Source organism: Alkalinema pantanalense CENA528, from assembly GCF_050753345.1.
Classification (GTDB): domain Bacteria; phylum Cyanobacteriota; class Cyanobacteriia; order Leptolyngbyales; family Leptolyngbyaceae; genus Alkalinema; species Alkalinema pantanalense.
The window spans coordinates 1-15,816 of sequence record NZ_JBLZFX010000041.1; the positions used below are offsets into that span (position 1 = coordinate 1).

Below are 15,816 nucleotides of genomic sequence, written 5' to 3' on the forward strand. Positions count from 1 at the left end.
AAGCAGACGAGCAGGGCGGCGAGTGCTGGCGAAAATCAGCCGATACTTAACCCAAATGCTGAAGCTCAAAGTTAATCGGGAAAAGAGTCGAGTGGTCAAGATTGAGGAGTTGAACTACCTGGGATTTACCTTCCGGGGCATTCGGATCTTCGCATCTGACCAAGCTCTCCAAGACTTCAAACACCGTTTGCGAGGCTTAACGTCGCGCAGTTGGGGAGTTTCTATGGCAGAGCGATTCGAGCGCTTGAACCGATATTTACGGGGGTGGATGAATTATTACGGCATTTCTCAGCACTACACTCCCATGGAAGAGTTAGATCATTGGCTGAGGCGACGGATTCGGATGTGTTATTGGAAGCAGTGGCGCAGACCGAGGACACGCATTACCAACCTGCTCAAACTGGGGACAAGTAAGCGTCATGCGATTTTGACGGGCATTAGTCGTAAAGGCTATTGGCGCTTGTCAAAGACGTTAGCAACGCAAACGGGAATGACGAATGAGTGGTTGAAGAAACAGGGATTGCTTTCAATTAAGCAACTTTGGAAGAAAGCCCAAGGTTACGCTTAAGTCATCAGTGTTGTTTGCGCGTCGTCATGAACCGCCCATTGCGGACCCGCACGATGGGTGGTGTGGGAGGGGAGGGTTAAATTCCCTCCTCGACCCGATTAGGCGACTGGCTGTACGGTACCAACTTCACCCATTTTTCGGGCAAACCTCAAAAGCCAACTCGTGTCGATAGAAACACACGTTGAATTCTGCAAAGAAGTTCATGTGACCCAGAATCACAGGTGTATCTCTCATCTCAGTCCAAGCAAATCCAAGTAGAACAGGAGGGAACTGGGCGATCGTACCAGACACAACCAAACCGCGTGAATCACTCCGAGCCAAATTCCCACTCAATGGAATCGAAACCGTCTGATTTTCCCAGATCGCTCCTAGCTGTAGACCGATCTCATAGGGCAAAACGCTGACACTCGCACCCGTATCTAGCAATGCTGTCGCCTCTAGAGAGCGATCGCCCAGTGTGAGAGTTAAAGGAATATACGGCATGACGACGGATCGCCCAAGACTATCGATTCGTTCAGTGAATGAATAGCGTTGTCCATTAAGCATTGGATGCTGCCTTTGCTGCCACCAGAAGATCTGACAATGCCTGAACAGATGCGCTATCAGTTTGAGGCGACCATACCACGGCTTCGGTGGATGCAAGTTGCTGGAGCAGCGTATTCTCCAAATTAGAAACTACTTTTGTTGGTTCTAGGTTGCATCCTTCTTCTTTGGCAACTGCTAGAAGGAGAAAATGGATAAGCCGCAGCTTATCTTGATGAGATAACTGATCAACGGTCGGCAACAGTTCGCTGAGTGACATATTGCTTGCTCCAGAGAATACGCCTCTCTATATTATATGTTTAATTCTCCTGTTAGGCTCAGGACATATGTTAGGCGGTGGTTGAAGACTTTTAAACCTGTTATGGTCGAATTGCATACCAAGCATGTATAAACAGAGTCTGCATGAATAGCACTGGACTATCAAATCCGCTGGATGCAATAATTGCCGAGACTTCATGAGATGGTAATACCGCCGCATCCCGACCATGAGAATCGAGAAAGTCTTTGATTGTCTGCTCAGGATATTCGGCATACTGCAACATCCGAGTCCAAACCTCACGCAAGCTTTGATAGGACGAAGTGGACATATCAGACGCTAAATCCGCACTAACTAAATATCCTTGAGGGCGAAGTCGTGCCGCAATTTGACCGAAAAAGTTGCGCCTCTCCTCTTGCTTCATAAAGAAGTGCGAAACCAATAGGCAAGTTGCCGCATCAAACGGCTCCGAAACAGATAATGAATCTAGATAACCTTCATGCCAAGTGCAACGCGATGCAATTCCACTTGCTTCGGCTTTCTGACGGCAAATTTCAAGCATTGCGGGGGCAGGTTCAACCGCTGTAAATTGCCACTGGGGAAATTCACGGGCGAGATAAATCAATTCCAAGCCAGTACCAACACCGATACAAAGAATTCGCGCATTGAGCGGAAGATCAGCAAGAACCAGGCGGGTCAATAAATGAAGTGTGTCGCGCAATGGGGCGAGTTTAGCAAATCTTTCGTCATAGGTAGCGGCGCGTTCTTCGTCGAAGACTACAGCTTGTTCTTGGTTTTGCATGTAGAGAATAAATAACTTTGTTATCTGTATTTTACAAGGATCAAAATCTTGACTTAGAGGAATGCTGTTCAGCCTAACGCAAAGTTCACCTGCTGTGAGTTGATTTTGCTGAGAATAGTTTAGCATTGCCAGTCAGGTGCGACGACGGGTTAGGCTGGGCCAATGAGGAAGATTTCCTGAAGATTTCACTCAGAACGACTGCCCACGAAACAATCTGAAAAGCCGATCGAACTCTGCATCACACAAATGAGGGAGAAACTACACGATCGTTCGCAATGACCACTATTTCTGCTTCCGTGGACGGGTTCCTGGGCAAATGAGCCAGTTAGTTTTGCTAGAACCTCGATCGATTAAATGCTGGGAAAACGAACGGATCAATGTTGCGAAAGCCTCGATCGATGAGTCCGCGCCGAGTCTCAAATAACATTGATGATGCGATCAATGAAGCGATCGTAATAGCCATAATTCTGAAACATGAACTGAAATACTGTAAAAACAGAGACTAGAAGGTTTTTTTTCTCTCTGGGCTCAGGCTAACAATCACTTTGACCGGGCCGATGCTAATCAACCTTGACTTCACGAATGACTAGATCGGCAGCTCCGCGTCCAACGAATTGTTCGTCGCTAAGTGTTAGACGAGCTACGTTTTGTCCATTCGCCGGATATTTACATAGTAAATGAGAAAAATTGCTGCAATCGTTTCCAAGAAAATGAAGGCGTTGATCTTCAGTGAAACATGCCATGGTGGCGTAATCAAATAGTGGCCAAGAACTAGAAGACTCATTATCGCATACACATTGAGTGCGATCTTGCTCCAACCCCGCCATCCTTGTACACCATACCAATATCCAAGAACTGCAAACGGGGTCATGACAAACCAAAATGCGTCTACAAGGTGAGGATTGAGCCAACTCGGTTCGGGGTACTCCGAAAAGAAGCAAATGTTGTCGCCGTAATGAATGACGGACGCAAGAATGTTTAGAACAACCAGCACGAGCAGCATTCGCAAATTTTTCGGAAACCAGTCCACAATGTTGTCACTCCGTTGAAAGTTATAGTTTCAATTTCAATACGACAAACGATACCAAGCATCGGCTGTGAGCCACGCTTCGCCTATTATAGATTAACTTTGCCAGCCCGCTGCCTTGGGCGTGTTAGCATGCGATCTGTTGAGACAAGATACTTGTTAACGTAGGCAAGTAAATGTAAGGCTGCAATACTGAAGGTTTCCACCCCGTAGCCTGCTGAATAAAACCACCCTTGTCAGAACGCTTAACGCTCCATAACTTATCAATAACAGGAAGGGTGAACCAGTTAAGTGTCTGATTTGTCACGGAATGAACTGGCTGTGTAAAAAATGTTAGAAAATTCTCTTTTGGCATATCTGGAGTATGTTCAAACTGAAAAGGCATCCATTCAAATGTCCCTACACCCTTCCCTTTGACCTTAACGAACCAGAAAATTGGAATCAAACCATCCGGATATCTAGCATCAACTTTCTCAACCCATTGTTCAAATAAATCATAGCTACTGATCTCACTGGGTGTGTAGTCATCACTAATTGGGTCAAGGCTAACTTCCCAATAGGCTTCAATTAAACCTTCTAACTCTTGTCCTGAACGATGATTCACAAATTTCCAATTTGACATAATCTCTAGCCCTAGATAATACAAAATACCTCATCAGTTAGCTCAAGGCTTAATCTCACTATAATTCATTAAACTATTGCTGTATTAATATCTTGCTGGAAGACTTAATATTCACTGAATATCCTCAAAGCACTGCCTCAACAAAAAAACGAAGCTGGCTAACAACTGACTATACGGAAACTTTCCATATATCTCCCGCCATTTCCCATAAGATATTCTAGTTTTATCGGGGGATACAAGTTATTTGGTTTAAGAAAAGTGAATTGTTGTGATTAATTGTCACCAAGCGCTACTCGAGACAGTTGTGTCTTGAAGTTATAGCGTCCGCAGTTCATTAGATCATTAACGAACCTGCGGAACACCTATGACACCTCAACCATTAACGCTGACGTTCACGACTCAGTATGCTGATGTATTGCCCATCGGAATGCAAAATCTTCATCGGTTGACTCCAATGAATCCTGTCTGCGATGCGATGGACATGCAATTGATTAATTGTGTCCTGAATGAATTCTGGATGACCGATTAAGTGGAACTGTAAGCGTTGTTTCTCATGTTGAACTGAACGATCGCTGCGATCGCTGGAACCTTTCGCCATATTGTGAGCTTCTCCTTGGTTGTAGTGAATCCCCTTCCCACTGCAAACTGACTCCCTTCTCCTGCGGGAGAAGGGCTGGGGAGGAGGGCGGAAGAAAGCCCAAAAATTTAGAGCCACCCCGTTTGACATCACAAACAAGAGTGGCTCGGTCAGATGTTAAAATCCTCATCAAGCCTCCTTGCTGGGCAAACAGCGAGGGGGATAGCTACTTGGGGTTGTCCTACCAATCCCGAGTAGTGCCCTAAATTTCCGGGAACCCAGCGACCCCATGCTTCGTACAAACCGTCTCGCAAAAGAAGGATGTCCACGGCGATCGCTATGAAAAACTACACTACTGAGAACCCCGCCCCAAGTCAACCGTATAGCATCAAAAAATATTAACTTTGCTCTTTTCAGAAAAATTCTTCCCCGATTCCGACCGTCCCCCAAGCAGCCTGAGCCACCGACCGACAAAAATTGACTCACCTAACCAACCTCACGGTTTCACCGACTTCCGAATCGCCAACCGCACCACAAACGCCATCAAAACAAACAAACTGCCCGCACCCATAAAAATTAAGCCAAACAGATTACTTTGGGGCCGATCGTCCTCCACGATCGTCAGATCAACTTGGCGGCGATCGGCAATGAAATCATTGATCGCCTCCGCTGTATCTTCCTTTTCGTTCTTATCCGATCGAAACTGGTCAGTCAGTGGAACTTGATCTGAAGAGGTTTCCAAAACAACGCGATAGGCATTTCTAAATTTGCGTCCCGTCTGTTCTACTTTTGCCTCCTTCAGTGATTTAACCATCACTTTGATAGGCACTGTCTTCGCCGATTCCGTTAACTTTTCACAATTGATGCTCGTCTTCGATCGTTGGCATTTCAGCGTCGTAATCCGCCCGAATCCCATTTCCAACACCCCAAACCCGATCGTCATCGCACCCAACGACCCACAAATCATCATGGGTAGCCATCCCTTAGGAAGACTCGTTTCAGGTCTGCGTCGTGTTGAAGGAACCCCGGAATCCTTATTCATAGAAATGCAGTCTCAGAGAGCGTCCCATACTAGCTTGCTTGAATTCCCCTATTGCTGCGCTGCTTCTTGCAGCAGGGGAAGGGGTAGAGAAGTAGGATTTACTGTAATCTAGCACCCACCGCTAATCTAACACCTACCACCGTCCCCCATCAATTATCGTCTCACCATAGCGGTTGGTGTATATTGCTTTCGCGTTCTCACCGCCAGCCACAAAATCCCTAAATTGAGAAAACCCGCCAAAAATAATGGATAACTATAGGTAATCGGATATTGTTCATTGACCATTGACCCTGCAATGATTGGCCCAATTCCATTGGCAATACTTAAATAAGAAGCATTCAGCCCAGAAGAAATCCCCTGTTCTTCAGGCTTAACATTCAACGAAATCAACGTACTAATCATCGGTTGAACCATGGCATTAAACATGGCAAAAACAATACTAACCTCCACAAAATAGCGAATATCTGGCCACAGCGGCATACACAAAAATGCCAACGATCGTACCAAAATCCCCGCGAACAAAATTCGAGTTAATGTCGTCCGCTGAGTCAGCCAACTGACGCCCTTCGTTTGCGCTAACACCCCCAGAATCCCAATCATGCAAAACAACAACGTCAACGATCGGTTATCCTGCTTCAACACATTGATGTAATAGGGTTGGAAGCCAAAGGTAAAGATCGTAAACGTCGTGCCAATGAGAAAATTCAGCAGCAACAATAAGCCAATTTTCGGCAGCGTAAAGCCCCGAATCAGTTCAGAAAACCCAAGGTCAAACAAATTAATTTGACGACTCCGACCTTCCGGTGCGAGGGTTTCCGGCAGAAATAGAACCGTGAGCACAAGCGCGATCGCCGCCATTCCCGAAGAAGCCAAAAACGACGCCCCTAGCGAAATCTGTTGCGCCAACAAACTAATCGCTGGGCCTAGAACAAATCCCAACCCAAATGCCGCCCCAAAAATACCAAATCCCTTGGCTCGCTCCTCCGGTTTCGTCACATCGGAAATAATCGCCTGGGCCACGGACACATTCCCTCCGGTAATCCCATCCAGCCCCCGCGCCGCAAACAACACCACGGCATTAGGAGCAGTTCCCGCCAGGAAATTCGCAATCACCGTCCCCGTTAAACTGATCATCAGTAACGGCTTACGACCAAAGCGATCGGACAGCTTACCAATCACTGGCGTCGCAAAAAACTGCGCCACTGCAAACATCGACAGTAAGCAACCCGCTTGAAAATCCGTCAGATTAAATTGCTTGGCATACAGGTAGATGGTGGGAATCAGGATCGTCGCACTTAATGCATTGATAAAAGTAATCAGTGCAGCAATCCAAAACTTACGGTTCATCGCGATCGAGAGTGAGAGAACAGACCATCAGCCTACTAGAGAATGGCCCGCCTTTGGCGATCCCCAGGTCACTTTGCTGATTGCCGATCGGGCGTTCCTGATCACTGCACCACGGTCAACCATCCGGACCCATTAGCCACCACTAATCTTGGCCTTATAGCCCAATTTGACCAGAATTTCCAATAGCTTTTGTTTGTGATCACCTTGGATCTCGATCGTCTCTTCCCGAACCGTGCCGCCGGTACCACATTGCGCCTTTAGCTTTTTGGCTAATTCTGTCAACTTATCCGGGGAATGTTGCCAGCCACTAATGACCGTCACCGTTTTGCCCCCGCGCCCTTTGCGAGACGCTTGAATGCGCAAATTTTGTTGATTAGGCGGTAAATCCGGCACCCCCCGCTCAAAGGCCGCTTCGTTATCGTTACCAAACTCGCGATACACCGTGCGATTATTCTGATCCTTCGCTTTGCCCATGGCAGCCCCTCCCAGACATGACCCACATGCAACCATCTTACTGACTCATCTTACTGACTTCTTGGACAGCATTCCTCAGCGCATTCGATCGCCAACGGCCACCATCCCCACACCCTATAATATGGATTGTTCTCTACATAGACATGGGCCTGTGACTACGACTCCGCTTCCCACAAATTCAAACCCCACCGCGATCGAACATCGTCCCGACTCCCTAGGTCGCTTTGGCAAATTTGGGGGAAAGTACGTCCCCGAAACCCTCATGCCAGCCCTGTTTGAGCTAGAAGAAGCCTACCGTCGCTATAGCCAAGATGCCGACTTTCAAGCGCAACTGGAGCAACTGCTGAAGGATTACGTGGGTCGTCCCAGTCCGCTGTATTTTGCTGAACGGTTGACGGAACACTACGCCCGTCCCGACGGCAGCGGCCCCCAAATTTACCTCAAGCGGGAAGACCTGAACCACACAGGTGCCCACAAAATTAACAACGCCCTCGCCCAAGCCCTACTGGCAAAACGCATGGGCAAGCAACGAATTATCGCAGAAACGGGGGCGGGTCAGCACGGCGTGGCCACGGCAACGGTGTGCGCCCGCTTTGGCCTCCAATGCATCATCTACATGGGCGTGCATGACATGGAGCGCCAAGCCCTAAACGTCTTTCGGATGCGCCTGATGGGTGCGGAAGTCGTGCCCGTAGAAGCCGGAACCGGAACCCTCAAGGATGCCACCTCGGAAGCGATTCGCGACTGGGTCACCAACGTCGAAACCACCCACTACATTCTGGGTTCCGTCGCTGGCCCCCACCCCTACCCCATGATGGTGCGGGACTTCCACGCAGTGATCGGCCAGGAAACCCGGCGGCAATGTCAAGAAAAATGGGGCGGCCTACCGGACATTTTGATGGCCTGTGTCGGCGGCGGTTCCAATGCCATGGGACTGTTCCATGAATTTATCGAAGATGCTTCGATCCGCATCATTGGTGTGGAAGCGGCAGGCTTTGGCGTCGAGTCGGGCAAGCACGCCGCAACGTTGACCAAAGGTCGGATCGGCGTCCTGCATGGGGCCATGAGCTACCTGCTCCAGGATGAAGATGGCCAGGTGATTGAACCCCACTCCGTCAGCGCAGGGTTAGACTATCCCGGCGTTGGACCCGAGCACAGCTACCTGATGGACATTGGCCGCGCCGAATACTACGCTGTCACCGATCAGCAAGCACTGGATGCGTTCCAACGCCTCTCGCAACTGGAAGGCATCATTCCTGCCTTGGAAACCTCCCACGCGATCGCCTACCTGGAAACCCTCTGCCCACAACTGGAAGGCAATCCCCGCATTGTCATCAACTGTTCCGGTCGGGGGGATAAGGATGTGTTGAGTGTGTCGAAACTGTTGAATCCTTAAACATCGAGATCAAAAAAAGAGGGAATTTTAGCCAATGTTGGTTAAGTTCCCTCTTTATGCGTTCCCCTTCCTTGAGCTGGGTTGAATAATGGCAATTATTCGATCAGCAAAGTCCGGTCAAAAGCCAGTCATTAGAGCCGACTTTGTAGAGATTGATCCAGGACTAGCCGTTGAATAAAGAAGGGTTGCGCCGCTGAATGTTTCCGCTTGTAAAGTTCAAAGGCTTTGATGGCAGGGGATGCAATCATATTGAGCTTTTTGCCTAAATCAGCGGAAAAAGTTGGCCCATCCAGAAATTCGGTGGTCTCGATCGTCACTTGGAGTAAGGTTTCTTCCAGGACTAAAAACACTTGGGGGTCTGCATGGGTGATGATCTCTTCGTTATCGGCAAGGGCGGGTCGGAGGGCTCTGGCTTGGGTTAGGAGCTCTTGAACCGCTTGCTCGACATAGGTTTGCAGGGCATTGAGATCCCCTTCGCGAGCAAGGGCTAGCAAATTGCCTTGGCCAAAATCATCGGTCGCAACTTCGTCTAGGGTGAGTTCTGTTAAACCTGTCGCATCCTGTTGGAACGATCGCTTCCAAGCGGTTTCCTTAACCCCGGTTTGTTTACCGTAGATGTGCAGTTGATTCACGGTTGCGATTTGCAGCTTTTGTACCCCCTGAGTCACCAGACTCACCATGCGGGTTTCGTCAGGAATATCTAAGCCTTCCAATAAAACCTGTAGGCGGGCATCACTATTAGCAACTTTAGCTTCAATCCCTTGGGGCTTCAGGGTTCGGTTCAGCAGAAAAGCGATCGCATCTGCATTGCCCTGTTGTGCGAGTTCTAAGACCTGTTGTGACATCGGACTCTCCTTTATCCGCAAACCCCCAGAGCCTTTTGCCTAGCGCATCTGAGGTGACTTATCGTCAACTTGCCATGAAACGGAACAATGTTTCCAAGATAGCCTAGGCTAATAAGATGAGGGGGCATTCTGTGCCAATTTTGGGTGAGTCCCTGGTTCTGTTGGGTTAATCAGGTTGAGGTCAGGGGGAGAAGCTTCAATTCCGATCGCCAGTCGGCGATCGATTTTTCCCAGCCTGCTTCCCAAGTTTGCGCTAGAAAAGGTTTTGCTTGCAAGCCCATCTGCCAGCCTCTTTGCAGACTTTCAACGACCTGATTCAGGGGGCCATTCATTTTGAGGGTGTGCAGGAGGGTGGCCGCTAGGATCGTGACGGATAAAGGGGAGTGGGTTTGGGCCAGGGTGAAGGCTTGCAGCCCCATTTCTCCAGCTAAATCGGTGCCAAATCCAGTGATCAGGTGCCAAATGTCATGGGTTTGCCGCATCCGAATGGCCAAGTAGCTATAGTCATCCTCGATCGGGATTTGGCGATAGAAATTGGGGTCGAGGTTCATGGCCTTGAGGGTTGAGGCATAGCCATATCCTAAGGAATCAGTAGGGTAGGTCAGGAGTTGTTCCAGATCGATCGCGGGGGGTTTATAGCGGCCTTGGACGATCGCGGCGACTTCCGGCTGGGCGTAGGCGTAGTCGATAAACTGCTGGTACAGATCCGTCGGACGTAACCCATCGGCAAGGTCAAAGACGGCTTCGGTCTGGCTGGGGTTATTCACGAGGTTGATAAATCCCTGGGCTGCTTGGAGCAAATGGGGGGCGAGGTCGATGGAGGATTGAGTCACGATCGCGGCATTGTCCACAATAACAACACCAGGATTGTAACAACACTAGGATTGCAGCAAGGCTCCTGGGACTGCAATCGCCATTAACAGTAGACAGAATCGCCCGCAGGGGTTACTTGCCCCCTATGCCTGCCGTCCACTTTCGCCTTTGAGAACGGCTGCGGTGATGAGGTGGGCAATCCGTAGCGCTTCAGGCACATGGCCCCGATCGGTAAGGCGGGTCAACGCCTGCGCGATCGTTTGCGGATCTTCGCCCCAAACTTGAAAATAAAAGGGGGGATGGTGGTGAATTAGCCCCGATCGTTGGAGAATTGCCAATCGATTTTCTGGTTCTGGTAAGCGTTCGATCGCCCATTGCATTTTCTGTAATTTGGGATATCGCCGCATAACGGCAACGCAGGGTAATCCCAAAGTCTCGGCCAAGCGTGGCAATTCAATCACGTTCAACCCGCCCATAGAAATGCCGTCCAGTAAAACGAGGTGTAGTTGATCGAGAAACTTACTGGCCTGTAGCAATTCAATTAAGCGATCGGTCGCGTCCCATCCATCGGCAGTAATGGTGCCCCACAGCATTCCTTCAAACCGCGTTCCTGCGCAGACGACTCCGGCGACAGGGACAGGTTCCGTTTGTCCTCGCGTAAATGGCGCATCATCAAAACCAATTACTCGAATAGTTTTTTGTTGTTCCAGTAGCGTTTCCAGTTTCACAAATCACTATTTCAGGAAGTAATCAATCAATATCACCTAACCAATTTCAGCCAATTCACTAGATCTGGAAAATTAATTCAGCAATCACAATCATTTTTCAAGTCTCAGCAGAAAGGGAAAGACAATCAATGCAATATTGATCGCAAGCAGCCACAGCAAATGAATCATTGAAACCCCTCCCCCATGCATTGCGATCGCGCCTTGTAAGATTGTCCACATCCAAAAAAATAGAATCGTCAGTAACAATCTTGCCGTTGCCCACCGCTTCCATTGCGGGTTCAACACTAGATACAGTCCAGTCAGTTCAATTAAGCTGAACGTGAAATAAAGGTCGAATGCTCCTGGTGGGTTAGTACCATATTGATCTACTAGACCGGGATCATCCCAATAATCAACCTTCATCCAGATGACACAGAGCAACCAAGAAATACCAAGGCTGTAATATTCAATCAATCTTACGGAAATTCGTTTGATGAAGTTTAGAACTTGAAGCAGGTGATTCATTTGAAGAGGAACTGAGGCAACACGATCGCAGATCTGGAGTCGCTGTTATCTTCACCTCAACTCTATGCCATTCCAACTTCAGCAGCAATTCACAATCAGACCATTTTATAAATTTACAAAATAAAATAGGGTAAGCGATCGCTCACCCTATCCTTAAATCTAATCAAACGCTTCAAACTTAGTAACGGTAGCCGCTGTTGTTTTGGTTGGGCTTGTACACGATGAAGCTCATCACTTGGCACTGCTTGATGTTGTCGAAAGCCACAACACGGATGTAGCAGTTGGGGTACTCAGACTTGCACTGTTGCACTTCAGTCAGCAACTCTTGGGGAGAGCTGCAGTTGAACAGAGGCAGCTTCCACATCGTCCAGTAGGATTGAGCCGGATCGGGGCTCTCATCGAACTCAACGCAAGGATAGTAACCTTGATCCAAGGTGTACTGAATTTGACGAGCAATTTGCGCATCCGTAAGCGGAGGCAAGTAAGAAAAAGTTTCGTAGCGACGCTCTTTGGGCAGAGTCTTCATGGTTTCCTCGGTAATCGTTGAGTGAAGAATTCCAATTAAGAGTCTTCTGACTCAGAAATTTCTTGCTGCTCTGGATGGTTCCCTTCCACACTCACACGAGTCATACGTTCCAATTGCTGCGATCGCTGCTTGAGATTTGCTTGCTGCATTTCCGCTAACAGGCGATCGGATAACCCCTCAGCCAATTCTTGAGCCAAGTGTTCCCGTACCGTCAGAATCCGGAAGGCTAAATCCTGCCGTTCCTGAAACAGCTTCTCCATAAAAAGTTCACCATCTTTAATGCTTTCGCGAGAGGCAAACTGGTGAAGCCAGTAGGCACGTTTGGGTTCTGTTTCGTCGAGTTGCTCGTAAACTACCCGTACAGCCCGGTAAGTCAAGTAACTCATCAGCGTCTTGGTCGTATCCTTCGCAATCTGCTTGAGATCCATATCTGGTGTGGAAGTAAGAGGAACGGGAAAGGTAAAGACGTTAATCTGAGATTAACCCAGGATTTAAATTTCTTCACCTTTAGTCACCCATCCCTCACAATCCGTCACAGAAGGGGATTAGGGCACAAAGCGCAATTAGATGGTGTCTTGAGCTTCGAATTCGAACTTGATTTCCTTCCACAGTTCGCAAGCCACAGCCAGTTCAGGAGACCAGCGGCAAGCTTCACGAATGATGTCGCCGCCTTCACGCATGAGGTCGCGACCTTCGTTCCGAGCTTGGACGCAAGCTTCCAGAGCAACCCGGTTTGCGGTTGCACCCGGCGCGTTACCCCAGGGGTGACCCAAGGTACCACCACCGAACTGTAGGACGGAGTCGTCACCGAAGATGTCCACCAACGCAGGCATGTGCCATACGTGGATACCACCGGAAGCAACCGCCATCACACCAGGCATGGAAGCCCAGTCTTGGGTAAAGTAAACCCCACGGGAACGGTCTTGTTCGATGTAGTTTTCCCGCAGCAGGTCGATGAAACCGAGGGTAACAGCCTTGTCACCTTCGAGCTTACCGACGACGGTACCGGTGTGGATGTGGTCACCACCGGACATCCGCAAGCACTTGGAAAGAACGCGGAAGTGGATCCCGTGGTTCTTCTGACGGTCGATTACCGCGTGCATTGCACGGTGAATGTGCAGCAGAACGCCGTTATCACGACACCAGTGAGCCAAGGAGGTATTGGCGGTGAAACCACCGGTCAAGAAGTCATGCATGATGATGGGCATTTCGAGTTCTTTCGCGAACTCAGCCCGCTTCAGCATTTCTTCGCAAGTCGCAGCGGTCACGTTCAGGTAGTGACCTTTAACTTCGCCCGTTTCAGCCTGTGCCTTGTGGATTGCATCAGCAACAAACAGGAAACGATCGCGCCAGCGTTGGAAGGGCTGGGAGTTGATGTTTTCGTCGTCTTTGGTGAAGTCCAAACCACCGCGCAGACATTCGTACACTGCACGACCGTAGTTCTTCGCAGACAGCCCCAATTTGGGTTTGATGGTGCAACCCAACATCGGACGACCATACTTGTTCAGCTTATCGCGCTCAACCTGGATACCGTGGGGAGGTCCTTGGAAGGTCTTCAGGTATGCAACAGGAATGCGCAAGTCTTCCAAACGGAGAGCTTTCAACGCTTTAAACCCGAACACGTTACCGACCAAGGAAGTCAGCAAGTTAGTTACGGAACCTTCCTCGAACAAGTCGAGGGGGTAAGCGATGTAGCAAATATATTGGTTATCTTCGCCGGGAACGGGTTCGATGTCGTAGCAACGTCCCTTGTAGCGATCGAGATCGGTCAGCAGGTCCGTCCACACGGTCGTCCAGGTACCGGTAGAAGATTCAGCCGCAACTGCTGCCCCAGCCTCTTCCGGCGGAACGCCTGGTTGAGGGGTCATGCGGAACGCCGCCAAGACATCAGTGTCCTTGGGGGTGTAATCAGGGGTGTAATACGTTAATTTGTAGTCCTTTACCCCTGCGTCGTACCCAGCTTTCGCTTGGGTTCTAGCTTGCGCGTAAGACATATCTCCCTTCCTGTGAAATGTGAAATCTTCACGAGCGGTTCCAGAAGACCAGAAAAACTCTGAAGTTCCGGAGTACAATCTGTTGTCCAAACCCGCTGAGGTCCACAAAACCTGCTTACCTTCGACTGTAGCAAAGCTAACAAATTTGCTTGATCTCGCGAGCCAGGGACGAGTTCTTAAGCATAATATCAGGATCTCAATAAGCTTTACTTTAGAGATCCTGTAGCGAATGATTAATCCTTGTTATGGTTTGTAGCGAAACCTAAAGGAATGCTTAAGCAGAACTTTACCTTAGCTGCGATGCATTGATGCGGCAAAAACGCAAGGTAGAGATTGAAGCGACTCCGCTGTGAATAGATCGACTCACATATCGACTCACATGTCGATTCACATATAGCTCTTGGCTGTGCCCCGACATCCCCACGGCCCCTAGCGCTTGAAACGTGGAAACAGACCAAATGGGAAAGATCAACGGGATAGAGCACCTTAACAAACTCAAACTTATCCAACTCAAGCGGTCAAGGGTGCGGTTCCTGGGTAGGCATTGGGTACCCCCCCATCCGTCGTTCAAATCGCCGTCGATAAAGGAGTTCCAATTGGCCGCCGTATTCTTGAATTAAGGCCAATTGCCGGAGATACAGGCCCCGAAAACTGTTGGCAAAAACCAACATGACGATCGCCACTGCCAGACCGGAAGCAGTCGAAATTAGGGCGGTGCTAATTCCCCCGGTCACATTCACGGTATTGGTACCGCCCACATTACCCGGTTGCAAGGCCGCGAACGATCGAATCAAGCCCAAGACAGTTCCCAGAAGCCCCAGCAGGGGTGAGAGGCTGATAATGGTTTCAAAAATCGTGTTAAATCGCTTGAGCAGGGGAATTTCAGCCTGGGCAGAGCTTTCCAATGCAAGCCGAAATTCCTCCGGTGTCGCTTGATCCAGTTCTAAGGCAGCCAAAAAAATTCGAGCGATCGGAAGATCTGAATTTTTTTCTAATAAGCCAAAGGCCGCACGCGGATTCCGTCGATAGAGATGCAAGGTTTCTTGCACAAGGCGATCGGTGCGTTTCAACACTTTCGCCCAAAAGATTAGACGCTCTAAAATCAGCGCAATTCCTAGGATCGAGAATCCCAGGAGGGGGATCATCACTTCTCCCCCCGCAGAAAACCAGTCACTAGACTGTGATGCCATCGTGTAATGCCTATCCCATCGAACGTCATCATTAATCAATCGAACAGCATATCAGGTCAATCTCTCCTATGGGGAAATCGGATCCACAAATCATCATTCTCTGGGCAGTGGCAATCGCAAATTGATCCCCAGGAAAAACCGCACAAACTAGGCAAAGTTTAGGTGGGCAAAATTTCAAGGGGCAAAGATTTTAAGAAATTAAATGTCAGGAAGCAGTGCTTAAGTGGGTAAAGTTTAGCTTGGTTTATGAGGAGTCAGTAAATTCCGGTACGGTGATTCCGAAATCTCCGTGAAATAACAGAGAGTAGGATTGACCCTTTTTTTCGGATTACGCGAAGATACGGAGAATAACCTACTCATTGATCGGATTAAGATATTTGAGATTCCAACAAGCGATGGGCGAGCCAGGGGCTGATCAGGGAATTTACCTCAGGATATTCACTGATCCATCAAGGGCAACCGGAGTCCGGCGAATAATCTATGCCGACACTTTAGGCCGATCGCAGCATTGAACAAAGGATTGAGGGGCATCAAAGCCGTTGTTCACGCATTTGTCCAATCA

Annotated in this window: 19 protein-coding genes; 2 read left to right on the top strand and 17 right to left on the bottom strand. The window is 48.9% G+C overall.

Annotated elements, in window-relative coordinates; genetic code table 11:
• Positions 1–568, top strand: a 568-nt coding sequence (locus ACN4EG_RS14595; protein ID WP_431630473.1) for a group II intron maturase-specific domain-containing protein, incomplete at its 5' end; no start/stop codon positions are given.
• A 126-nt stretch (positions 569–694) separates the two neighbouring features.
• Here ACN4EG_RS14595 and ACN4EG_RS14600 read toward each other — a convergent pair.
• The 9 genes from ACN4EG_RS14600 to ACN4EG_RS14640 form a co-directional block, all read right to left on the bottom strand.
• On the bottom strand, positions 695–1,051 hold the full coding sequence (locus ACN4EG_RS14600; protein WP_431630474.1) for a pepsin/retropepsin-like aspartic protease family protein: 357 nt from the start codon (positions 1,049–1,051) through the stop codon (positions 695–697).
• A gap of 55 nt (positions 1,052–1,106) precedes the next feature.
• Positions 1,107–1,370, bottom strand: coding sequence for a hypothetical protein (locus ACN4EG_RS14605; RefSeq protein ID WP_431630475.1), 264 nt, complete (start codon positions 1,368–1,370; stop codon positions 1,107–1,109).
• A 100-nt stretch (positions 1,371–1,470) separates the two neighbouring features.
• Positions 1,471–2,295, bottom strand: a complete 825-nt coding sequence (locus ACN4EG_RS14610) for a class I SAM-dependent methyltransferase (protein WP_431630477.1) — start codon at positions 2,293–2,295, stop codon at positions 1,471–1,473.
• A gap of 514 nt (positions 2,296–2,809) precedes the next feature.
• Positions 2,810–3,199, bottom strand: a complete 390-nt coding sequence (locus ACN4EG_RS14615; protein ID WP_431630480.1) for a hypothetical protein — start codon at positions 3,197–3,199, stop codon at positions 2,810–2,812.
• Between the two features lie 124 nt (positions 3,200–3,323).
• A complete protein-coding gene (locus tag ACN4EG_RS14620; RefSeq protein WP_431630481.1) occupies positions 3,324–3,818 on the bottom strand; it encodes a hypothetical protein in 495 nt (164 codons plus the stop codon).
• Between the two features lie 379 nt (positions 3,819–4,197).
• Entirely contained in the window at positions 4,198–4,416 is a 219-nt protein-coding gene (locus tag ACN4EG_RS14625; RefSeq protein WP_431630483.1) for a hypothetical protein, read from the bottom strand.
• Between the two features lie 475 nt (positions 4,417–4,891).
• The gene (locus ACN4EG_RS14630) at positions 4,892–5,437 is read right to left on the bottom strand and encodes a hypothetical protein (protein ID WP_431630484.1); all 546 of its coding nucleotides are present in this window, start codon (positions 5,435–5,437) and stop codon (positions 4,892–4,894) included.
• A gap of 153 nt (positions 5,438–5,590) precedes the next feature.
• A complete protein-coding gene (locus tag ACN4EG_RS14635) occupies positions 5,591–6,784 on the bottom strand; it encodes an MFS transporter (RefSeq protein ID WP_431630485.1) in 1,194 nt (397 codons plus the stop codon).
• Between the two features lie 132 nt (positions 6,785–6,916).
• Positions 6,917–7,258: a translation initiation factor gene (locus ACN4EG_RS14640; RefSeq protein ID WP_431630487.1), complete on the bottom strand. Its 342-nt coding sequence runs from the start codon at positions 7,256–7,258 to the stop codon at positions 6,917–6,919.
• A 151-nt stretch (positions 7,259–7,409) separates the two neighbouring features.
• Here ACN4EG_RS14640 and trpB point away from each other — a divergent pair, with 151 nt between their 5' ends.
• A complete protein-coding gene (trpB, locus tag ACN4EG_RS14645) occupies positions 7,410–8,654 on the top strand; it encodes a tryptophan synthase subunit beta (protein WP_431630488.1) in 1,245 nt (414 codons plus the stop codon).
• A 131-nt stretch (positions 8,655–8,785) separates the two neighbouring features.
• On the opposite strand, the gene ACN4EG_RS14650 is transcribed toward trpB, so the two are convergent.
• The 8 genes from ACN4EG_RS14650 to ACN4EG_RS14685 form a co-directional block, all read right to left on the bottom strand.
• Entirely contained in the window at positions 8,786–9,499 is a 714-nt protein-coding gene (locus ACN4EG_RS14650; RefSeq protein ID WP_431630490.1) for a hypothetical protein, read from the bottom strand.
• A 170-nt stretch (positions 9,500–9,669) separates the two neighbouring features.
• Positions 9,670–10,332, bottom strand: coding sequence for a Coq4 family protein (locus tag ACN4EG_RS14655; RefSeq protein ID WP_431630492.1), 663 nt, complete (start codon positions 10,330–10,332; stop codon positions 9,670–9,672).
• Positions 10,333–10,455: 123 nt separating this feature from the next.
• Positions 10,456–11,040, bottom strand: a complete 585-nt coding sequence (locus ACN4EG_RS14660) for an endonuclease dU (RefSeq protein WP_431630494.1) — start codon at positions 11,038–11,040, stop codon at positions 10,456–10,458.
• Positions 11,041–11,130: 90 nt separating this feature from the next.
• On the bottom strand, positions 11,131–11,544 hold the full coding sequence (locus ACN4EG_RS14665; RefSeq protein ID WP_431630496.1) for a hypothetical protein: 414 nt from the start codon (positions 11,542–11,544) through the stop codon (positions 11,131–11,133).
• Positions 11,545–11,722: 178 nt separating this feature from the next.
• On the bottom strand, positions 11,723–12,070 hold the full coding sequence (locus tag ACN4EG_RS14670; protein ID WP_431630499.1) for a ribulose bisphosphate carboxylase small subunit: 348 nt from the start codon (positions 12,068–12,070) through the stop codon (positions 11,723–11,725).
• A gap of 35 nt (positions 12,071–12,105) precedes the next feature.
• On the bottom strand, positions 12,106–12,498 hold the full coding sequence (gene rcbX / locus ACN4EG_RS14675; RefSeq protein ID WP_431630502.1) for a RuBisCO chaperone RbcX: 393 nt from the start codon (positions 12,496–12,498) through the stop codon (positions 12,106–12,108).
• Between the two features lie 135 nt (positions 12,499–12,633).
• Complete coding sequence (locus tag ACN4EG_RS14680) at positions 12,634–14,064, bottom strand: form I ribulose bisphosphate carboxylase large subunit (RefSeq protein ID WP_190574900.1); 1,431 nt, start codon at positions 14,062–14,064, stop codon at positions 12,634–12,636.
• Positions 14,065–14,582: 518 nt separating this feature from the next.
• The gene (locus ACN4EG_RS14685) at positions 14,583–15,254 is read right to left on the bottom strand and encodes a MotA/TolQ/ExbB proton channel family protein (RefSeq protein ID WP_431630505.1); all 672 of its coding nucleotides are present in this window, start codon (positions 15,252–15,254) and stop codon (positions 14,583–14,585) included.
• Positions 15,255–15,816: the final 562 nt, after the last annotated feature.